The following is a 20,579-nucleotide window of genomic DNA, read 5'->3' on the forward strand; positions in this document are numbered from 1 at the left end:
ACGCCCGGGTAGCTTCGGCGGGTGCCCACGGCAGCGCGCGAGTCCGCCTCCCCGGAAGTCATCACATGGTTGCGACGCAACGCCGTCGCGCTCGACGGCCTGTCGGCGGGCACCGGTTTCGCCGACCTCGCGGGTTTCGCCGGGGCCTTCGAGGGGGTGCGGATCGCCGGGCTGGGCGAGTCCACACACGGCACCGCGGAGTTCTTCCGGCTCAAGCACCGGCTCGTCGAGTACCTGGTCACCGAGCTCGGCTTCACCGTGATCGCGATGGAGGCGAGCGCGTCGGCGGGTCCGGCGGTGGACGCCTACATCCGTTACGGGGTGGGGGAAGCGGCGGATGTGCTGGCGGGGCTGGGGTTCTGGACGTGGCGGACGCGTGAGGTGCTGGAGCTGTTCGAGTGGCTGCGGGGGTACAACCTGGCGTTGCCGGAGGAGCGGCGGGTGCGTTTCGTGGGTGTCGATCCGCAGCGTTGCGGGGCTTCGGTGGCATCGGTCGGGGGTTTCCTGCGGGAGTCGGCGCCCGGTGAGCTGGAGCGGGAGCTGGCGGCCTTGAGCGTCCTGTCCGAGGCCGATCCGGGTTCGCGGCCGGATCCGTCGCGGGCGCTCGTGCGCGACGCCGAGGCGGTGCTCGCGGTGCTCTCCTCGCGGTTCGCGGCCGAGACCGATGTCGTCGAACACGCCCGGATCCTGGTGCGGGCGGCGGATCTGGTGACGCGGGAGCGGCGCCACGCCGACTTCGCCGAGACGGTCTTCGCCGCGCGCGACCGGTACATGGCCGAGGCGGTGGCCGAGATCGTCGACGCCGATCCTTCGGCCAGGGTCGCGCTGTGGGGCCACAACGGGCACATCGCGAAGGCGCGCTACGGCGGCGGGATCGTCTCGCTCGGTTCGCGTCTGCGGGAGCGTTTCGGGGCGGAGTACTACGCGCTCGGCCTGCTGTTCGGGGAGGGCGTGTTCCGGGCGCGGCGGATGTGGCCGTGGGGGTCGCGGCCGGGGCGCGTCGTCGGTAACAGGGTCGGGCCGGCGCCCGCCGGGACGGTCGAGGCCGACCTCGCATGTGCGGCGCCGGGGCCGCGGTTGCTGGATCTGAGGGACGCCGACGGGTCGGCCGTCATGAGCGAGTGGCTGTCGGCGACGCGCATGACGCGCACTTACGGCGCCGTGGTGCCGCGGTTTGTGTACCGGCTGAACCTCGCGCCCACGGTCGTCGGGGAGGAGTTCGACGGACTCGCCCATGTCCCCGTCTCGACGGGATCGGTGCCGCTGCCCGCGCGCTGACGGATCCGCGCGCGGGCAGCGGTCCGGATCAGGCGACGGGTGTCGCGCGGCCGAGCGGCGCGGGCGTCAGCACCGGGTGGGCGCGCAGGTAGGAGATGAAGCCCTCGCGGTCCCGTTCGCCCCGGAAGGGGTCGGTGAACTCGGTCAGCGCCGTGTATCCGTCGGCGCCGATGAGGGTGTAGGCGAGTGCCGCGACGCGGTACTGGGCCGTCAGGTCGAGTGGCTCACCGGAGATGGTGACGCTCGCCGGGTCGACGCGCGAGCCGACCGGCTTTGCCAGGTCGAAGCGGTAGCGGACGTTCTCCGAGACCGCGAAGGGCGCGAACACGACCGTCCCGTCCGACCGGGTCTGCCACTGCTGCTCGATGGCGCGGTGGACGGTCTCGCCGCTCATGGTGACGGTGAGGACGGGGTTGCCGTAGCCGACGGCGTTCCACGCTTCGCCGAACAGGATCTGGCCGTCGCTGTCGGAGGGGTTGGTCCCTTTGGCGTGGAGCAGGTCGGCGGCGATGGCGACCGAGCCCTTGACGGGCTTGGTGGCGATCAGGGCGAAGTCGGCGCGGCCGGCGGATTTGCGGCCGGCGCTCCACAGGAGGTAGTCGGCGGCGAGGTTTCCCATGGTGCTCTCGCCGGAGGCGTCGGCGGCACGGGTGAAGTCGGCGGTGACGCGGGCCAGGGGCGTGGCGTAGCGGCGCTTGCCTCGCGCGCTCCAGTAGTCGGCGATGTACTGGGCCTCGGGATCGAGGGGCACGTCGCGGGTGACGGCGTGGTTGGTCGAGCGGGTCAGTTCGCGCACGACACGTCCCGAGCGGTCCAGTTTGAGGTTGATCTCGCTGATGACCTGGCCGTGGTTTCCCGCCTCGACGACGGGTCGCAGCACGCCTTCTGGGTCGGGCAGCATCATGTTGAAGCGGCAGTGCCAGTGCCCGGCGACGATCGCGGCGATGTCGGGCGAGGCCTGCGCGGCGAGCTCGAAGATCGGGCCGGTGGGGTTGGACCCGGCGTTGTAGTCGTCGCCGGCGTAGCCGCCGTCGTGGATGTTGACGATGATGGCGTGCACGCCTTTGCGCTTGAGTTCGGCGGCGTAGCGGTTGGCGGTGGCGACGATGCCGAGGCTTTTCATGCTCGGCTGGTAGGAGGTCGATCCGGTCGGGGTGTCCTCGACGGTGAGGTGGATGAAGCCGATCGGGAGGCGCCGTCCGCGTCCTGCGTCGACCCATTCGATGTTGTACGGGGGCACGATGGGGCGTTCGTCCTCGGTCCAGACGACGTTTCCGTTGTAGAAGCGGAAGTTCGCGCCGGCGAAGCGCTGTCCGGTCGAGTCGAGGAAGCTGGTGTCGCGGCCGACGGTCGGGTAGGGCTTACCGCGCTCGATGTGGTCGACGAGGAAACTGCGCGACTTGTCGAGCTCGTGGTTGCCGACGGTGCTGAAGTCGAGGCCGAGGGCGTTGAGGATCTCGATGGTCGGCTCGTTGTCGTGGGCGTCGACCTCGAAGGGCCAGCCGGCGAAGTTGTCGCCGGAGGAGAAGAAGATCGTGTTCGGCCGGCCTTCTCTGAGTCTCTTGAGGTGCGTCGCCAGGTAACCTGCGCCGCCGACGGTGATCTTGACACCGTCCGCGCCGGTGATCACACCGCCCTGCCCGGGTGTCGGGGGCTGCATGTAGCCGTGGAAGTCGGTGATGTTGAGCAGTTGCACGTCAACGTACTCGGGAGCGCTCTCGGCGGCGGCCGGTGTGGCGACGGCGAGGTCGCCGACGGCGGTCGCGGTGGCGGCCGCTCCGGCGGCGGTGAGGAATGTGCGGCGGCGGAACCGGGTGTCCATGGCGGGGGTACCTCCGGGGGCGAGGAGACGAATTTCGTCGGGCTCCGACGTTATTGGAGTGATGATCACCCCGTCAATGCCTCGCGGTGAGGTTCAGAGGCTGTTCACGCCGAGATCAGGGAGCCGACCCCGGGAATCCGCCAGCAGGCGGCGATCCAGGCGGTCGAGCGCCAGCGCGGCGCCGCCGAGCGCGGCGCATTCGGCGCCCAGGGTGGAGGCGCGGATCTCCGGGACCGAGGAGCACATCGTGGACAGCTCGTCGGCGAGCGGCTCGCAGATGAGGTCGGCGGAGCGCGAGAAGGCCCCGCCGACCACGAGCAGGGCCGGGTCGACGACGGCGATCGCCGTGGCGGCGGCGACGGCCATCGCGCGGACGTAGCGGCGCACGGCGGTGCGTGCGCTTCGGCGGCCGTCGCGGGCTTCGGCGAAGGCGCGTTCGGCGCGGTCGGCGGCGGGCACGTCGTCGGGGACGTCGGGGCAGCTGTGGAGGTGCTCGATGGCGGCTTCCCAGGCGACACCGCGCAGGAGGGACAGGTCACCGGCTGCGCCATGGGTTCCTCGGCGCAGCCGGCCGTCGAGCATCATCGCCAGGCCGGTGCGCAGGCCGGCCTGCATGAGGACGAAGTCGCCGACGCCTCTCGCCGCGCCCCAGCGGTGTTCCGCGGCGGCGGCGAGCTGGCTGTCGTTGTCGACGACGAGCAGTTTGGGTTCGGCGGGCGAGCGGAAGCGGGCAGCCAGGTCGAGGCCGTTCCAGTCGGGGATGGCGTTGCAGTGGGTGACGCGGCCCTCGGCGTCGACCTGGCCGGTGGTGCCCACGCCGAGGGCCCAGACACCGTCGGCGGGCAGGCCGGCCTCGGTAAGGCAGGAGGCCAGGGCGGTGCGGGCCGTGCGCAGCCGTGCCCGGCGCAGGAGCTCGGGCGTGGTGCGTTTGTGGACGGTGGCCAGGACGCGTCCGGCGAGGTCGGCGACGACGGCGCGGACGCCGTGGGCGCCGATGTCGAGGCCCGCGACGTGGCCGGCCTCGGCTCGGTAGCGGTAGGTGCGGGCCGGGCGGCCGCGTCCGGTGACGGCCGCAGGTTCCTCGACGAGCCACCCGCGGGCGGTCAGGCTCTGGAGGACCTCCTCGACCGCGGTGCGGCCGAGTCCGCCGGCGGCGACGATCTCCGCGACACGGGAGGACCCGGTGCGGCGGACCGCGTCGAGTACCGCCCGCTCGTTGAGCTGACGCAAACGCGCCAGGTCGCCACCGCCGGGACCACGCATCGCTCAACGGTAGAGCACGGGGAGGGAGGGGAGAACCCCAACGGGGCGCCCCTCCCCCGTTCTCACCAAGCCCGCAGCACCGCCCGGTGCGTGTGGCCGCGCGTCCCGCCGACGGCGACGGCGATCCGGACGCGCTCGCCCGGCGTGACCGTGACGGCCGGGTCGGCGCTGATGACGGACTTCGCGCCGCAGGGCAGGTCGAGGGTCACGGTGGCGGCCGTGCGGCTGGGGTCGGAGACGGCGATCTCGACCCGGCCCTGGTGGCGGCGGACCAGCAGGGACGCCGGCCCGTCGCAGGCGAGTTCGCCGAGGGTCGCGGCCTGCCGGAAGTTGGCGCCGAGGAGACCGTCGCGGGTGGTCACGGCCTGTACGGCGGCGGTGTTGGCCAGGACGCGGATCGGGCGGGTGAGGGCGTGCCGGCGGGTCTCGTCGGCGTCGGCGCCGGGAAGGAGGATGTAGGCGTAGTCGGCGGCGGCGGGGTCGGCGCCGTGGTCGAGCCAGAGGGTGACATAGCGGCGGGTGATCGGGTCAGGGCTGCCACCTGTGTCGGCGCCGTCGTTGATGTCGCGCCAGCTTCCGGTGCGCTCCTCGCGCAGCGCGCGCAGGTCGGCGCCTCCGGGGAAGACGTAACCGCCGACACCGGCGAGGTGGGCGTGGGAGACGTCGGTGAACTCCTCCGACCAGCCCTGCTCGCCGGGCTGGCGGCGGCCGCCGACGGTCAGGCGGTTGTCGCCCTCGGCGTGCAGGTTGCGGTTCTCCACGATCGTCTCGATGGCGCGGCCGTCGGTGCTGGTGATGCCCGCGCCGAGGGCCACGACGGCGTCGCCGAGGCTGAACCAGGACTTCTTCGCCCGCAGCGTGCAGCCCCAGGCGGCGAGGTCCATGCCGGCTGCTCCCGCGCCGCCGAGTTCGGTGCCGCCCGCCCACGAGGTCGCCGGACGGCTCAGAGAGCCGGAGAAGCGCACGCGCGGGAGCGTGTCGACGGTGGTCCCGGGTAGGCGCTGAGCATCAACGGTCGGCCAGTACGCGTCGCTGTAGTGGGTCTGGTCGCGGTCGTGCACATAGGTCATGCCGTCGCCGGTGAACCAGCCGCGCGGGTGCTCGCCGTTGCCCGACTCGTAGGTCGCGATCCGCTTCGACGACAGGCTCAGCGCGAAGGTCCACTCCGGACGCCGGTGCAGGACGCGGTCCATGTCGGCGAAGACGAAGTGGCCGCCGAGGCGCTCGGCCGGCTCGATCGCGTCGTCCCCGACGACGGCGAGCGCGCGCGGGAGGACGGCGAGGGAGGCGGCGGCGAGGTAGGGGGTCGCGGTGCGCCGCTCGATCCAGCTCTTGGCCAGCGCGCGGAAGCGGGAGGCGTAGGGTTCGGGCGCGCTCTCGGCGAGCAGCAGACTGCCGGTGATGGTGTCGTTGCCCCAGGCGTGGTCGCCGGCGGTCTGGCGGGAGACGGCGCGGCCGGCGACGCAGTCGAGCATGAGGCCGTCGTGCATGAGAGGGCTGAAGCTGCGCTCGACGGCGTCGAAGATGACCGTTCGTTTGGGGTCGGTGATCTCCCAGGCGGAGGCGGTCAGCAGTCGCAGGATGAACGACAGGCTCGACAAGAGCACGTTGCCGTAGGTGCCGGTGTAGGCGATGGACGTGTGCTGGACGAAGGAGCCGTCCTCGTAGAAGCCGTCGCCGGCGGTCTCGTAGTCCAGCAGGGTGTTGCGGCCGGCGTCGCGGACGTCGGAGACGGCGTCGCGGGCGAGGACGAGCTTGGCCGGGTCGGAGCCGGCGATGCCGCGCAGGGCGACGATGACGGCCTTGTCGGCGCGGTTGGCGCCGGTCTCCGACAGGCTCGGGGAGTTGGTGCGGCGGTCGGCGTCGGGGCAGAAGCGGTCGACGGCGCGGGTGGCGGCCGCGAGGCGGTCGGCGCCGAGGTGGTCGTGGACGAGGACGCAGATGTCCATGAGGGCGCGGGGGTTGCCGATCTCCCAGAACCACCAGTTGCCGGTCTCCGGCTTGGTCTCGTTGTAGCCCTTGGCGTAGAGGAGGTCGAGCCCGGCGAGGACGTCGGCCAGCGCGGTCTCGTCGCCGGTGAAGCGGGTGCCGGGGGTCGCCCAGGCGACGGCGAGGGTGCGCAGGCGGCGGTAGCTGAGGGAGACGTTGGCGATGGTGGTCGCGAGGTTGGGCAGGTCGGCGAAGAGGACCTCGCGGGCCGGGTCGCGAACGAGGGTCTCCGACACGGTCGCGGCGGCGGTCTCCAGCGCCGCCAGGGGCGCGGTGTAGGCCGGGTCGGCGGGGTCGAAGGCGCCGCCGGTGAGGAGTTCGGCGGCGCGGGCGCGCAGGGCGGCGAAGTCGCCGGCGGCTTGCGCGCCGGTGGCGGGTACCGCGGCGGAGAGGGCGGCGCCACCGAGGGCGGCTCCGCTGACGGTGAGGAGGGTACGACGGCGCATTGGCTCTCTCCAAGGGGATGGTAAGCGCTTACCAATGAGCCTGGAGTGTGGCGGAACCCGTGGAGGGCGTCAAGGGTTCACGGTGGAATCTGTGGGTTTACGGGCTCGTCGCGAGGAAGACGAAGGCGGCGAAGATCGACAGGTGCACGCCCGCGTGGAGGAGGGTCGCGCGGCCGGGGACGATCGTGATGATGCCGGTGACCACGGTCAGCCCGAGCAGGACCATCTGGGTGGCGCCGAGACCCAGCACCAGCGGCCCGGTCATCCAGATCGAGGCGATCGCGATGGCCGGGATCGTCAGGCCGATGCTCGCCATCGCCGAGCCGTAGGCGAGGTTGAGGCTGGTCTGCGTCCGGTCGCGGCGGGCGGCGCGCACGGCCGCGAGGGTTTCGGGCGCCAGGACTAGCATGGCGATGATGACACCGACCACCGAGTGCGGCATGCCCGCGTCCTGGACGGCGGTCTCGATCGTCGGGGAGACGGCCTTGGCGTCGCCGACGACCGCGATCAGCGCCACCAGCAGCAGGCTGAGGCTGAGCACCACGGCCTTGTTGCTCGGCGGGGCGGCGTGGTGCTCCTCGGTCTCCACGACCTCGCCGGCGCCTTCGTCGGAGGTGGTGATCGGCAGGAAGTAGTCGCGGTGCCGGACGGTCTGGACGGCGACGAACAGGCCGTAGAGGGCCAGGGAGGCCAGCGCGGCGAAGGTCAGCTGCCCCGCGGAGAACTGCGGCCCCGGATGGCTGGTGGTGAAGGTCGGCAGAACGAGGCTCAGGGTCGCCAGGGTCGCCACCGTGGCCAGGGCCGCGCCGGTGCCCTCGGGGTTGAAGATCGCCACACGCCGCCGGATCGCCGCCGAGAGCAGGCAGAGTCCGACGATGCCGTTACAGGTGATCATCACCGCCGCGAAAACGGTGTCGCGGGCCAGCGTCGCCGACTTCTCGTCGCCCCCGGCCATCACCGACACGATCAGCGCCACCTCGATGATGGTGACCGCGACGGCCAGCACGAGCGACCCGAAGGGCTCGCCGACCCGGTGCGCGATGACCTCGGCGTGGTGCACGGAGGCCAGGACGGCGCCGCCGAGGAGGATCGCCACGATCGTCACCCCCCAGCCGGGAAGGTCTCGACCGAATGTGGCCAGGAAGGCCAGGAAGGCCCCGACCGGGAGCAGAGTCGTCCAGTGGAGGGCGGTTCGGCGGAAGGCTCCCGTCATGATCGACAGGCTACACGTGTGACCGGGCGCATTCGGGTGGTGATGATATGTCCGACGCCGCTACCGGGAAACCCGGACTAATCAGTCTAATGTGGGCGACACGATGCCGTCGAGCCCGGGAGCCCGCATGACCACGCCGAAGCCCGAGGGACCTCCACTGTGGCGGTACGCGCTCATCACCGGCATGGTGCTGCTCACCATCGGCGTGGCCTATCTGGCGATCCAGGCGATCGGCGTACTGGTGCTCATCTTCCTCAGCTTCCTGCTCGCCGCCGGGCTCGAACCGCTGGTCTCCCTGCTCACCAGGCGCCGCGTGCGGCGAGGCCTGGCCGTCGCCATCGTCTGCGTGACCCTGACCCTCGCCGTCACGGGCCTCGTCTTCGTCGGGCTCCTGCCGGCGATCCGGCAGTTCGGCGAGCTCATCGAGGCGGTCCCGGATGTGCTCACGCGCCTTGGCGACGAGCTGTCCGACGAGAACTCGCCACTCGGGAAGTACCTGCGCGAAGACGAGGTGCAGGAGGGCCTGAAGAAGGGCATGTCGAACCTCCCGACGGTGCTCGGCACCTCCTTCGGGGTGCTGTTCGGCGTGATCAGCAAGATCGGCGCGGGGCTGTTCAGCGTGCTGACCGTCGCGGCGCTGACGGTGTACTTCATGCTCGCGCTCCCCCGGATCGTCGACGGCGTGGCCTCGCTGCTGGGAAACCCCGAGTGGGCGAACGTGATGCGCGAGGCGCTGGGCAAGGTCGGCGGCTACGTGTCGGGGCAGATCGTGATCTGCGCGGCGGCCGGCGGCTGCGCCTACGTCTTCTTCCTGATCGCCGGAGTCCCCTACCCGGCGCTGCTGGCGCTGGGCGTCGCCGCCCTCGACCTCGTCCCGCAGGTCGGCGCGACGCTCGGCGCGATCCTCGGGGTCGGCATGGCGCTGACGGTGAGCCTGCCGACCACGATAGCGACGGTCGTGTTCTTCAGCGCCTACCAGCTGTTCGAGAACTACCTGCTCGCCCCGCGCGTGTTCGCCACGGCGACCTCGCTGACGCCGCTGTCGGCCTTCGCCGCCGCGCTCATCGGCGGCGCCGCGGCCGGACTCGTCGGCGCGGTGGCGGCCCTTCCGGTCGCCGCGGCGGGCCAGGTGGTCGTGCGCTACGTCTTCGCGTCGAGGTTCCCCAAGAAGTTACTGACATCCACACCGCGCGGCGGGACAATGAGCCCATGCGACTACCCGTCATGCCGCCCGTCGCCCCCATGCTGGCCAAGGCGACCGCCAGCATCCCGCCGGAAGGGCACGGCTACGAACCCAAGTGGGACGGGTTCCGCGCGATCGTGTTCCGCGACGGCGACGAGGTCGAGATCGGCAGCCGCAACGAGCGGCCGATGACCCGCTACTTCCCCGAGATGGTCGAGGCCGTCAAGAAGCAGCTCCCGCCGCGCTGCGTCGTCGACGGCGAGATCGTCGTCATCAACGGCGACCGTCTCGACTTCGAAGCGCTCCAGCAGCGCATCCACCCCGCCGAGAGCCGCGTGAAGCTGCTCTCCGTGGAGACGCCGGCGCACTTCGTCGCCTTCGATCTGCTCGCCCTCGACGACGAGGACCTGACCGGCAGGCCCTTCTCCGAGCGCCGGGCGGCGCTGGAGCGCGCGCTCGCCTCGGCGAAGTCGCCGGTGCACCTGACCTCCATGTCGACCGACCCGGCGCTGGCCGGTGCCTGGTTCGACCAGTTCGAGGGCGCCGGACTCGACGGCGTCGTCGCCAAGCCGCTCGACGGGACCTACCGGCCGGGCGCGCGGGCGATGCTGAAGATCAAGCACGAGCGCACCGCCGACTGCGTCCTGGCCGGCTACCGGGTGCACAAGGACGGCGCCCACCTGGTCGGCTCGCTACTGCTCGGGCTCTACGACGAGTCCGGCGAGCTGCTCAACGTCGGCGCGGCCAGCGCCTTCACCATGACCCGCCGCGCCGAACTCGTCGCGGAACTGGCACCGCTGGTCACCGAGCTGGAAGGGCACCCCTGGGCGCCGGAGAAGCAGGAGGCCGGGACCCGCACGCCACGAAACGCCGAGGGCAGCCGGTGGAGCGGGAAGAAGAACTACGACTTCGTGCCGCTGCGGCCCGAACGCGTCGTCGAGGTGAAGTACGACCACCTGGAGGGGCAGCGGTTCAGGCACACGGCGCAGTTCAAGCGGTGGCGGCCCGACCGCGAGCCGGGCTCCTGCACGTACGAGCAGCTGGAGACACCGGTGAAGTACGACCTGGGGGACGTGTTGTCGGGTTGACATCGCCCCCACGGAAGACGGCCCCCGGGTAACATCCCTCACCTTTCTAGTACGCCGTACGTCGTACGATGTACCATGACCGCACGCCCTTCCCTATCCGAGGAGTCCGCATGCAGGTCACTTCCACCGCGGTGTCGCTCAACGTCGAGGACGTCACCGTCTCGGCCGCCTTCGCCCGCGACCACCTGGGCTACGCCGAGGCCATGGCCGCCGAGGGGTTCGTCTCACTGACCCGCCAGGACGCGGCGGTGGACCTGATCTTCCTGCGGCGGGGCATCGAGGTCCTCCCCGAGGGCCTTCGCGACCAGCACGCGGCCGGACTGATCGTGGCCTTCGTCGTCGACGACATCGCCGCCGAGTACGAGCGTCTCACCGCCGAGGGCGTCCCCGTCACGGTGCCGCTGCGGACCGAGGAGTGGGGCGAGCGGCTCTTCGTCGTCGCCGACCCCAATGGTGTCCACTACGAGTTCGTCCAGTGGGTCACGCCCGGCGCCCAGTGACCCGACGGCCCCGCGTCCCACTTCAAAGCGGGAGCGACCCGCCCCGGCTTCCGCCGAGGCCGGCCGCTCCCGCGCCGCCCTCCAGACCCCCGGGTCCGGTGAGGCGATCCCGTCGGCCGACGCTTCGGGCCCCATGCCCGCGCAGGCGACCCGTGCGCGCCGACGAGTCCGGTGAGTCCTAGGACTCCTCCCCCTGCAGCCGCCGGAAGCGGCTCTGCGCGAAGATCAGCGGCTCCCCGCCGTCGCCGTGGTGCCGCACGACCTCGCCGAACACGATCACGTGGTCGCCGGCCGACTGCGGCGCGCCCGTGCGACGGCACACCAGCCACGCCGACACGTCGTCGAGGACGGGGACTCCCCCGTAACCGGCGCGCCAGCCGACGGTGCCGAAGCGGTCGGGGTGGCGCGAGGCGAATACCCGCGCGGTCTCCCGCTGCGCCACCGACAGCACGTTCACGCCGAAGTACGCGCACGAGGCGAACACGTCCAGCGACGCCGACTCCTTCCGCAGGCACCACAGCATCAGCGGCGGCTCCAGCGAGACCGAGGCGACCGAGTTCACGGTCAGCCCCGCCGGCCCGTCGGGCCCCGGTGTGGTCACCACCGCGACACCCGTCGCGAAGTGGCCGAAGGTCCGGCGGAGCAGCGCACCGGCCGTCGGGGCCGCCTGCACGATGGTCACCGGGTCACCCCCGCGCCGAGGAGCTCGTCCAGCTTCTCCCTCACGTCGGGGTCGTCGGGCGCCTCGCGGGCCGCGGTCTCCAGGTCGGCCAGCGCCCGGGCCGCGAGGCCGAGGTCGAGCAGCACCACGGCCCGGTTGAACAGCACCGCCGGGTCCTCCGGGTGCAGCTCGGCGGCCCGGTCCAGGTCGGCGAGCGCGGCGCCGAGGATGCCCTCGCCGTAGGAGAGTTCGGCGCGGGCGGTGAGCGCGCCGACGAGGTCGGGGTCGATTTCGAGGGCGCGGTCGTAGGCGCGGCGGGCGGCGGCGGGGTCGGTCTCTGCGTTGAGGTGGCCGCGCAGGACGTGGAGTTCGGCGCGGGCCTCGTCGGTGGCCAGGCCGGTCTCGACGTCGGTGGCGGCCTCGTCGTAGCGGCCGCGCTCCATGAGGAGTTCGGCGCGGTTGACGCAGGCGTCGACGTTGTGCGGTTCGAGCGCGAGGGTCTCGGTGAGGTCGGCGAGGGATCCGTCGACGTCGCCGAGGGCCGCGCGGACCACGGCCCGGTTGAAGTAGGCCTCCGGGAAGGGCGGGCTGAGGCGGATGGCCTCGTCGTAGTCGGCGAGGGCCTCCTCCTCGCGGCCGAGGCGGCGCAGGAGAGCGGCGCGGTCGAAGTGGTATTCGGGGTAGTTCGGGTCGACGTCGATGACGGCGTTGTAGTCGGTGAGGGCTTCTTCGACGCGGCCGAGTCCGGCGAGGACCTGCGCGCGGTTGTAGCGCAGGACGGAGCGGTGGAGGCGGTGCTCGTCCTCGGTGAGGGTGGTGTCGAGCAGGCGGAGGCCTTCGTCGACGAGGTCGAGGGCCTTGCCGGGTTCGCCGAGGTGGAGCTCGATGAGGGCGAGGCCGTTGCGGTAGAAGGCGGAGTTGAAGGCCCGGTCGGCGGAGTCGGGCAGGAGCGAGGCGAAGGCGATGGCCTGGTTGATCCACGCCTTGGCGCGCTGGTGGTCGCGGTCCTCGGGCTCGTGGTGGCGGGTGTAGAGCATGGCCGTGGCGTAGGCGGCCTGCTGGTGGACGGCGACCCGGTTGCTGGTGGCGCGGGCGTCGTCGTAGAGGGCTTCGGCCTCTTTCGGGCGGGCCAGCGCGGCCAGCGAGGTGGTCATCTTGGTGGTGAAGGCCCACCAGTTCTCGGGGTCGTTGTCGGCGTCGACGAACTCGCGGCCGCGCCGTCCGAAGTCGACGGTGGCGTCGTAGTAGCCCATGTCGATGCAGTGGTCGAGGGCGACGCGCAGCGCCCGTACGCCTTCGTCGTGTCCGACGCGTTCGGCGTGGAAGGGGATGGCGCCCAGGCGAAGCGTCGATTCGCCGGCGGCCTGCAAGGCGGCGAGCCGGGTGGCGTGCAGGGCGGCGCGTTCGGTGTCGGCGAGTGATTCGTAGGCCTCGCGCAGGCGGGCGTCGCCGTGGAGGCAGTCGGCCTCGACGTAGGCGATGGCGCGGGCCTCGGTGGTGCCGTAGGGCACGGGTCCGGGGTCGCCGGCCGGGACGTCGACGGCGGCGGCGAACTCGTCGACGGCCTCGGCGAGGGTCTCCGGCAAGGGCTCGCCGGCGGTGGAGCAGACCACGATCCTGAGGTTGTCAGGGTCGACGCGGCGCAGCAGGACGGCGAGCAGTTCGGCGTCGGTGGGGTCGGCCTCCTCGGCGTCGCGCACGATGAGGACGCGGCGGCCGCCTTCGGCGGCGACGGTGTCGCGGACCAGTTCGGTCATGGCGTGGGCGAGGCGGAGTGTGCGCAAGCGGGAGTAGAACCTGGTGCGCTCTTTCGGGACGGCCAGGGAGGTCAGCGTCTCCTTGGTGGCCGAGACGATCTCGCGCAGTTCGGGGGCCATGGACAGCACCGCGACCTCGTGCAGGCGGACCAGGTCGGGTCGCGCCTCAAGGGCGCGGGGCACGATCGCGCGGGTGAGGGCGCCGCCGAAGGTGTAGGGCCCGCGCAGCCGCCGGTGGGCGCTCAGAGGGCTCGGTGTCAGCGTTTCGGCGCCGTCGGTGTCCGGGACGTGTTCGCGGTCGGCCGTGCGCAGCCAAAGGTGTCCGGTCATGACGCACTCTCCAATTTAGATAGACGACGTTCCCGCAGGGAGAGGTATCCCGCGACGACGAACTGGGAAAGGATCAGCACCGCCACGACGACGCTGTCGACGATCAGTCCGGCCGGGGCCTTCTCGGCGATCCGGTCGACGACCTCGACGACGACGTAGACGACGCTGGGGATCACGATCGTCACGACGCTGAAGAGCATGGCCGCGTAGCCGACCAGAAGGAGCCAGGAGTACCAGCGGGCGGTCTTGTGGTCGGCCGCCGAGCCGGGCGCGGTCGGCGGGACGCGCAGCCGCAGGAGGCGCGCGAATCGCTGCCGCAGCAGGTTTCTGGCCACCGCGTGGAGGTTCGTGCAGCCGAGCACGGTGACCACGAGGTAGTAGAGGTCGGTTCGCAGGAAGAAGTAGCACTGCCAGAGCAGCCGCAGGAGCGTGGTCAGCGCGAAGGCGAGGCAGATGGCGGCGATGAGGCCGGAGGTGAAGGCCGCGACGAGGGTCAGCACGGCGGTCACGACGAGGTCGGTGATGGCGCCGGCCAGGATCGGCAGGAAGCGCTTCTTGCGCGGGACGGTGACCAGGCCGTCCATCGAGGTCTCCAGCACGATGAAGTAGAGGCGTCGGCTGATGCGCAGCTTCGAGTTGAGTCCGAGGCGCCGGCCGGCCAGCGCGTGCGCGCCTTCGTGCATGAGCAGGAACGGGAACTGGCCGATGAACAGCGACAGCGACACGATCAGCAGCGACTCGGTGAAGAAGCTGTGGCGGTAGTCGGGCATCAGTTCCGGGCGCATGACGGTGGCGACGACCGCGCCGGCGACGAGCAGTCCGTAGACCACGAACGCCGGCGGCGAGAACAGCGCGCGCGCCAGCCGCTGGAGGCCGACCGGCTCGGCCTCGGCGAGTTCCTCGCCCTCGGCGGCGACGAAGCCGAGTTCGGTGATGGCCTCGATGAAGTCGGTCATGTCGACGGTCTCGCCGTACTCGGCGGCGTACCACTCGGCGGCCGCGGCCGGGGTGTCCCCTTCGGACAGACGGCGCAGCAGGGCGGCGCCGTCGGCGGGGAGGTGGATGTAGGTGTCGGCGTCGGGCCGCCCGACGGTGACCTCCTCGCCTTCGTCGAGGAAGGTCAGGCGGTGCATCCGAAGTGGACGGTTGAGGGTGTCGGTGGCGACCATGGCGACTCTCAAGGCTCGGTGGGGCCGCGGGCGGGCCGAAGCCCGCCCGCGACCGTGGATCTGACGGGGTTTGAGGCAGGCCGTTGCGTCTGCCTCGTTCGAAGGTCCCCGCCGCTAGACGACGACCGGTCCGCGACCGCCGGGGTAGAACGCTTGGGCGGCGCTGGTGAGTCGGACCGTGTCGGTCTCGCGGATGATGATCTTCCTCGTCACAGGTCCTCTGTCACGGAGAGAACCGCACACTCCCGGCCCACCGTGAAGGCGGCCGTGCAGCGGCGATCGGTCGGGACCGTCTCCGTGCGGCGAACCCCGGCCCGGTCAGGGCCGGCCCGTCACTCAGGCGAGGACGGGGTTGTTCGGGAGGACTCCGCCACCGCAGCCACCCGCGTAGAGCGGCTGGGCTGCGCTGGTGAGGCGCACCGTCTCGGTCTTGCGCATCGAGATCTTCTTCATGACGCTCCCTAGGCCAGCACGGGGGTGGCCGGGCCACCGGTACAGCCGCCGGCGTAGAGCGGCTGGGCCGCGCTCGTCAGACGGACCGTCTCGGTCTTCCGGATGGCGATCTTCTTCATGCTCTGCTTCTCCCTAGGCGGGTCGGACGACCACGCAACCGCCGGCGTACAGCGGCTGAGCGGCGCTCGTCAGACGGACCGTCTCCGTCATGCGGATGGCGATCTTCTTCACGTCGGCCTCCGGCTATCAGGCGAGGACGGGCTCGGTGGGAACGAGCGGGCCACCGCCGCCGCAACCGCCGGCGTACAGCGGCTGAGCGGCGCTCGTGAGGCGGACCGTCTCGGTCTTGCGCATGGCGATCTTCTTCACGTCGGTCTCCCCCGTTACGCGGCGACGTCGCAGCAGCCCGAGTACAGCGGCTGAGCGGCACTGGTCAGGCGCACGATCTCGGTCTTGCGGATGGCGATCTTCTTCATCTCAGGTCTCCTCAGGAATCGACTCGGCCGGCCCGGGCCGACCGGTCCCGCCGCCACGGGGCGGCGGGCCGTCGAGCGTCGGGCGGCCGGCATCGGACGAACGGCCTCGATCCGGTCGGATCGAGATCTCTCACGGTCGAGCTCGGAAACAAGGTGGTGCCGGCGGGCTAGGCCAGCACACCGCCGCCGCAGCCGCCCGAGTAGAGCGGCTGCGCCGCGCTGGTCAGACGAACCGTGTCCGTCTTGCGGATCGAGATCTTCTTCATGGAATTCACCTCCGTCTCCGGCCGGATCCCCTACCGTCGACGTCTAGACCGAAGGGGGCTCGTGGAAGACCGGGTCGCAGCCCGGCCATCCCAGCGAGTCACCGTCGTAGATCGCCGCGGCGGTAGCGGGAAGTCGCACCGGACGCAACCTGCGGACTGAGATCCTCTTCATCTCTCACCCTCCTGAGTTGGCAGTCCGGCGTCACCGACCGAAATCACTGTCGGCGACGCCGGACTCAATTCAGGCTTGCGGCGTCCTCACCCCGTCCTCGGAACGTCCTTTCTCGGTCACGCCGTGAGGATCGCGGGGGCCGAACGGAAGTAAATCGACCGAAGACCCGAAGCGGCCGGCAGACCACTCCGCGTACACAGGAGTCAACACACCGCGGAGTTCGATGGACGGGGCCGAGCCGCCGCGACGACTTTCGCGCTGCACCTGGGGAGACAATGGAGTTTCGGATACTCGGTTCCGTGGAGGCACTCGGCGACGAGCGGGTCCCGTTGCGAGGCAGGCGAACCAGGACCGCGCTGGCGGCCTTCCTGCTCGACGCCGACCGGGTCGTCCCGATCAGCCAGCTCGTCGACGCGCTGTGGGACGACAGCCCACCGCCGACCAGCACGAGGCAGGTGCAGCATTGCATCTCGCTGCTGCGCCAGGCGTTCCAGGGCCGCCGCGACCAGCCGAAGATCGTCACCGAGGGCACCGGCTACCGGCTCAGCCTCGAAGGGTCCACTCTGGACTCGCGGGAGTTCGTGCGGCTGGCCGCCCAGGCCCGGTCGCTCACCGAGCGCGACCCGGCGCGGGCGGTCGACCTGATGCGCACGGCCCTCGAACTGTGGCGAGGGCCGGCGCTGGCCGACGTGTCGAGTTCCCGGCTGGCGCACCGGGCGACGTACTTCGACGAGCAGCGGTTGGTCGTGTGGGAGGAGTGCCTCGCGCTGGAATTGCACCTGGGGCGGCACGAGACGGTCATCAGCGAGGTCATCGCGCTCTCGGCGGCCCATCCGATGCGCGAGCGGCCCGCCGAGCTGGCCATGACGGCCCTCGGCCGCTGCGGCCGCCGCGCGGAGGCATTGGCCTTCTACCAGGGTTTCCGCTCCCATCTCGTCGACGAGATGGGCATCGACCCTGGTGCGCGTCTGCAGGCCCTGCACCAGTCCCTCCTGCGCGGCGACGACGGCGTCTCGCGCGGCGCTCCCGCACGCCCCGCCGCGTCGGCCACCGCCGTCGCCACGACGGTCGCGCCGAGTCAGACGCAAGCGCCCGCCGAACTGCCCGCCGGGATCTCCACCTTCACCGGCCGGGCCGGCGCCCTCGAAGTCCTCGACCGGCTGCTGAACAGCGCGCACGGTCCGGTGGTGAACATCAACGGCATCGCCGGAGCGGGCAAGACGACCCTCGCGGTGCACTGGGCGCACCAGATCGCCGAGCTGTTCCCCGACGGGCTCCTCTACGTCAACCTGCGCGGCCACGATCCCGGGCCGGCCCTCGACTCGACCGCCGCACTCTCCCAGCTGCTGCGCAGCCTCGGCGTTCCGGCGGCGGCGCTGCCGGGCCATCCCGACGAACTCGCCGGCCGCTTCCGGACGGTCACGGCCGCCAAGCGGTTGCTGATCCTGCTCGACGACGCCGCCGACGACGCCCAGGTCCTCCCGCTGCTGCCCGGATCGCCCGGATGCGCGGTCATCATCACCAGCCGAGGAGAGCTGCCGGGACTGACCGCCCGCACCGACAGCACGCCGATAACACTCGGGCCCTTCGACAACGACGAGTCGGTGTCGCTGCTGAAGCTGCTCGTGTCCGACGAGCGCGGCGCCGACGAGGACCGGCTGCGGCGCCTCTCGGAGCTGTGCGGCGGCCTGCCGGTCGCGTTGCGCCTCACCGGAGAGCGTCTGCGCCGGCGGCCGAAGCTGTCGCTGGACCTCGCCATCGACGAACTCACCGGCCCCGACCGCCTCGACCACATGCGACTGCCCGGCGACCCGGGAGTCCGCGCGACCTTCGACGCCTCGTATCGGGCTCAGCCGGTGTGGCTGCGCGGACTGTGGCGCAGCATGGCGATCTCCCCGCTGGACACCTTCACCGTGCACAGCGCGGCCGCGCTCGCCGACGTGCCGGCCGGCGAGGCGCGCTCGGGGCTGGAGCAGCTGGCCGCCTCGCATCTGCTGGAGTCCCTGGAGAGCGGGCGATACCGCTTCCATGAACTGCTGCGGATCTACGCCGCCGAGCGCCACACCGAGGAGGACGGCGCCGAGGCCGAGCAGCTCACCGTCGACCGGCTCCTCGACTGGCTGGCGGCCAAAGTGGACGGTGCGCACCGGACCCTGCGGCCCGAGCACCCGGTCATCGACGTCGACCGGACCGGCGTGGAGCGCTTCGCCGACGCCCGCACCGCTCTCGAGTGGATCGACGCCGAGGCGGTCAACATCACCCGCTGCTCGCGGCACGCCGCCGAACTGCGGCCTCGTCGCTGCTGGCAGCTGGCCGCCGGGATGCACGGCTGGCTGGCCGTACGGGGCAACCGGCGCGACTGGATCACGCTCTACCGCACCGCCCTCGACGCCGCCCGCCGCGCCGGGGACCTGCGCGGTCAGCGCCTCATCCAGCACGGGCTCGCGGTGGCGTACTCATCGCTCGACCAGTTCGCCAAGGCGCGCACCTCCTTCCGGATCGCCATCTCCATCGCCGGCGCCACCGGGCAGACCCAGGACGCGCTGTGGTCGTATGCGATCCTCACCGGTCTCGAACTGGAGAACGGCCGCTACGACGACGCCGCGCAGACCGTCGCCGATGCCCTGCGCAACGTCCCGCCGAGCGGCCGGCTCCCCCAGCTGGAGGCCACTCTCCTGCGGCACCAGGGAAACCTGTTCCTGCACACCGGCCGCCTCGACGCCGCCATCGCGCCCCTGCACCAGGCCCGGACCCTGCTCACCGGGATCGGCGCCGACCTCTGCCGGTCCTATGTGGAGATCGCACTGGGACAGGTGCACGAGGCCCGCCATGAACTCGACCTGGCGAGACGCCACTACCTTCAGGCGCTGCGACTGGTGCACACCCGCAACGACAACCGGCTGATCGCCACGGCCCGGCTGCGCATGGGAGCCTTCCTCTCCCGGCACGGACCCGCCGAAGAGGCCCGCGAGCACCTGCTCATCGCGGCGGAGAAGTCGCGGCTGCTCGACGACACCCAGACCGCCGAGGCGCAGCGCCTGCTGGAGTCGCTCGACGCGCGCTGAGTGAGCCGAGCACCGGGAGAATGGCCACCTGTTTCCGAGCGAACGCACAGCGTACGGACACTTTCGCGACGGCCACGGGTGTGGCATTCTGTTGATCTCCACCGTCCACAATGCCCGGTGCTCCTTCATAACTGGAGAACGCATGCCCGAACGCGCGTCGACCGCTACGTGCGTCACGCCACAGTGGACGCAGCTACGTCTGCTGGCGGCGGCCTCGGGGATCTCGGCCTTCGGCAGTTTTCTCAACATGGTGGTCCTTGGGCTCTATGCCCTCGAAGTCACCGGTTCGGCGCTGATGACGGGCCTGTTCATGGCCCTTCGGCTGGGCTCGGGTTTCCTCGCCGGCCCCTTGGCCGGCGTGCTCGCCGCCCGCCTGCCGCGCCGGACGCTCATGATGGCCTGCGACCTGGCCTCGGCGGCGGGTCTCCTCGTCATCGTGCTGGCGCCGGCGGACTGGGGCGGTGCACTGCTCTACGTGCTGGCGGTGCTGCTCGGCGCTGGTCCGACCGTGTGGAACGTCGCCGCGCGCTCGGCGGTGCCCGACCTCGTCGGGCAGGAGAACCGGGTCCGCGCCAACGGCATCATGGTCTCCTTCCGCTCCGGCGCGACACTCCTGGGCTTCGCCGCCTCGGGAGTCGTGCTGCTGCTGTGGGACTCCCGGGCGGCGTTCGCCATCGACGCCGCGACCTTCACGCTGTCGGCGCTGCTGGTCTCCCGTGTCGCGCTGGGGCGCGTCGGCGCCGGTGACGGCGAAGCGCCCGCCGTGACCACGCCCTGGGGATCGACGCGGGTCGCGCTGCTGGCCTTGGGAGCGGCACCGGTTCTCGCCTGGATGGTCTCGGTGCGGACCCTCGACGCCTTCGGCTCGGCGGCGCACAACGTGGGGCTGCCGATCTACGCGACCCTCACCGCCCCCGAGAACCCCGCCGCCTTCGCGTCGGTCTTCACCACCGCCTGGGCGGTCGGCACCCTCGCCGCCGGGCGGATGCCGGGGCGCTTGCGCGACGTCATCGCCTCCCGCCCCGAACCGCTCTTCGCCATCGGCACGTGCGCCATGTCCGCGTTCTTCGTGCTGGCCTTCACCGGCCTGCCGACCGCCGTGCTGATCCCGGTCGCGGTGGCCGCGGGTCTCGCCGACGGTGTCACCGAGATCGCCTACACCTCAAGGCTTCAAGCCGCCGACGCCGGCCGGCGCACGCACCTGCTCGGCTTCGCCGCGATGACCCAGTACGCGGGCATGGGCCTCGGCTCGGTGCTCGCCGCCGCCGCGATGGAGTCCTTCCACCCCCTACCGGTGATCGCCGCCGGACACGTCGTGCCCGCCGCCGCGGCGGTGTTCTTCCTGCTCCTGATCATCCACCGGGTCCGCGCGGCCCGAACCGCCCGCTGATCCCCCACTGATCCGCCCGCCGTTCCTGTCAACGCTCCGCCTCACCGATCGGATCCCC

The 20,579-nt window shown here is 71.6% G+C and carries 15 protein-coding genes; 6 read left to right on the plus strand and 9 right to left on the minus strand.

Annotated elements, in window-relative coordinates; all coding sequences use genetic code 11:
• The first annotated feature begins 21 nt into the window (after positions 1-21).
• On the plus strand, positions 22-1,278 hold the full coding sequence (locus AB0I28_RS18665) for an erythromycin esterase family protein (RefSeq protein ID WP_357494770.1): 1,257 nt from the start codon (positions 22-24) through the stop codon (positions 1,276-1,278).
• Positions 1,279-1,306: 28 nt separating this feature from the next.
• Here AB0I28_RS18665 and AB0I28_RS18670 read toward each other — a convergent pair whose 3' ends face one another.
• The 4 genes from AB0I28_RS18670 to AB0I28_RS18685 form a co-directional block, all read right to left on the minus strand.
• Positions 1,307-3,100: a bifunctional UDP-sugar hydrolase/5'-nucleotidase gene (locus AB0I28_RS18670; RefSeq protein ID WP_357494772.1), complete on the minus strand. Its 1,794-nt coding sequence runs from the start codon at positions 3,098-3,100 to the stop codon at positions 1,307-1,309.
• A gap of 93 nt (positions 3,101-3,193) precedes the next feature.
• Positions 3,194-4,363: an ROK family protein gene (locus AB0I28_RS18675; protein WP_357494774.1), complete on the minus strand. Its 1,170-nt coding sequence runs from the start codon at positions 4,361-4,363 to the stop codon at positions 3,194-3,196.
• Positions 4,364-4,425: 62 nt separating this feature from the next.
• Positions 4,426-6,798, minus strand: coding sequence for a polysaccharide lyase 8 family protein (locus tag AB0I28_RS18680; protein ID WP_357494776.1), 2,373 nt, complete (start codon positions 6,796-6,798; stop codon positions 4,426-4,428).
• A 97-nt stretch (positions 6,799-6,895) separates the two neighbouring features.
• The gene (locus AB0I28_RS18685) at positions 6,896-8,011 is read right to left on the minus strand and encodes an ionic transporter y4hA (RefSeq protein ID WP_357494778.1); all 1,116 of its coding nucleotides are present in this window, start codon (positions 8,009-8,011) and stop codon (positions 6,896-6,898) included.
• A 127-nt stretch (positions 8,012-8,138) separates the two neighbouring features.
• Here AB0I28_RS18685 and AB0I28_RS18690 point away from each other — a divergent pair, with 127 nt between their 5' ends.
• The 3 genes from AB0I28_RS18690 to AB0I28_RS18700 all read left to right on the plus strand — a co-directional run bounded on the left by AB0I28_RS18690 (position 8,139) and on the right by AB0I28_RS18700 (position 10,782).
• A complete protein-coding gene (locus AB0I28_RS18690; RefSeq protein WP_357494780.1) occupies positions 8,139-9,386 on the plus strand; it encodes an AI-2E family transporter in 1,248 nt (415 codons plus the stop codon).
• Complete coding sequence (locus AB0I28_RS18695) at positions 9,278-10,282, plus strand: ATP-dependent DNA ligase (protein ID WP_357495139.1); 1,005 nt, start codon at positions 9,278-9,280, stop codon at positions 10,280-10,282. The genes AB0I28_RS18690 and AB0I28_RS18695 overlap by 109 nt, the downstream gene beginning before the upstream one ends.
• A gap of 110 nt (positions 10,283-10,392) precedes the next feature.
• Positions 10,393-10,782 carry a VOC family protein gene (locus AB0I28_RS18700; RefSeq protein ID WP_357494782.1) on the plus strand — a complete coding sequence of 130 codons (390 nt, stop codon included), beginning with the start codon at positions 10,393-10,395 and terminating at the stop codon, positions 10,780-10,782.
• A gap of 178 nt (positions 10,783-10,960) precedes the next feature.
• On the opposite strand, the gene AB0I28_RS18705 is transcribed toward AB0I28_RS18700, so the two are convergent.
• The 5 genes from AB0I28_RS18705 to AB0I28_RS18725 all read right to left on the minus strand — a co-directional run bounded on the left by AB0I28_RS18705 (position 10,961) and on the right by AB0I28_RS18725 (position 16,066).
• Positions 10,961-11,464, minus strand: coding sequence for a flavin reductase family protein (locus tag AB0I28_RS18705; protein WP_357494784.1), 504 nt, complete (start codon positions 11,462-11,464; stop codon positions 10,961-10,963).
• The gene (locus tag AB0I28_RS18710; protein ID WP_357494786.1) at positions 11,461-13,530 is read right to left on the minus strand and encodes a tetratricopeptide repeat protein; all 2,070 of its coding nucleotides are present in this window, start codon (positions 13,528-13,530) and stop codon (positions 11,461-11,463) included. Before AB0I28_RS18710 ends, AB0I28_RS18705 begins: the two co-directional genes overlap by 4 nt.
• Positions 13,527-14,699: a hypothetical protein gene (locus tag AB0I28_RS18715; RefSeq protein WP_357494788.1), complete on the minus strand. Its 1,173-nt coding sequence runs from the start codon at positions 14,697-14,699 to the stop codon at positions 13,527-13,529. Before AB0I28_RS18715 ends, AB0I28_RS18710 begins: the two co-directional genes overlap by 4 nt.
• Before the next feature lie 699 nt (positions 14,700-15,398).
• Complete coding sequence (locus AB0I28_RS18720; protein WP_357494790.1) at positions 15,399-15,521, minus strand: hypothetical protein; 123 nt, start codon at positions 15,519-15,521, stop codon at positions 15,399-15,401.
• 416 nt (positions 15,522-15,937) lie between these two features.
• Positions 15,938-16,066 carry a hypothetical protein gene (locus AB0I28_RS18725; RefSeq protein ID WP_357494792.1) on the minus strand — a complete coding sequence of 43 codons (129 nt, stop codon included), beginning with the start codon at positions 16,064-16,066 and terminating at the stop codon, positions 15,938-15,940.
• Positions 16,067-16,365: 299 nt separating this feature from the next.
• Between AB0I28_RS18725 and AB0I28_RS18730 the strand changes: the two genes are divergently transcribed.
• Together AB0I28_RS18730 and AB0I28_RS18735 are read left to right on the plus strand one after the other, a co-directional pair.
• On the plus strand, positions 16,366-19,131 hold the full coding sequence (locus AB0I28_RS18730; RefSeq protein ID WP_357494794.1) for a BTAD domain-containing putative transcriptional regulator: 2,766 nt from the start codon (positions 16,366-16,368) through the stop codon (positions 19,129-19,131).
• A gap of 142 nt (positions 19,132-19,273) precedes the next feature.
• Positions 19,274-20,521, plus strand: a complete 1,248-nt coding sequence (locus AB0I28_RS18735; protein WP_357494795.1) for an MFS transporter — start codon at positions 19,274-19,276, stop codon at positions 20,519-20,521.
• Positions 20,522-20,579: the final 58 nt, after the last annotated feature.

It is taken from the genome of Phytomonospora sp. NPDC050363 (assembly GCF_040655735.1).
Taxonomy (GTDB): Bacteria; Actinomycetota; Actinomycetes; order Mycobacteriales; family Micromonosporaceae; genus Phytomonospora.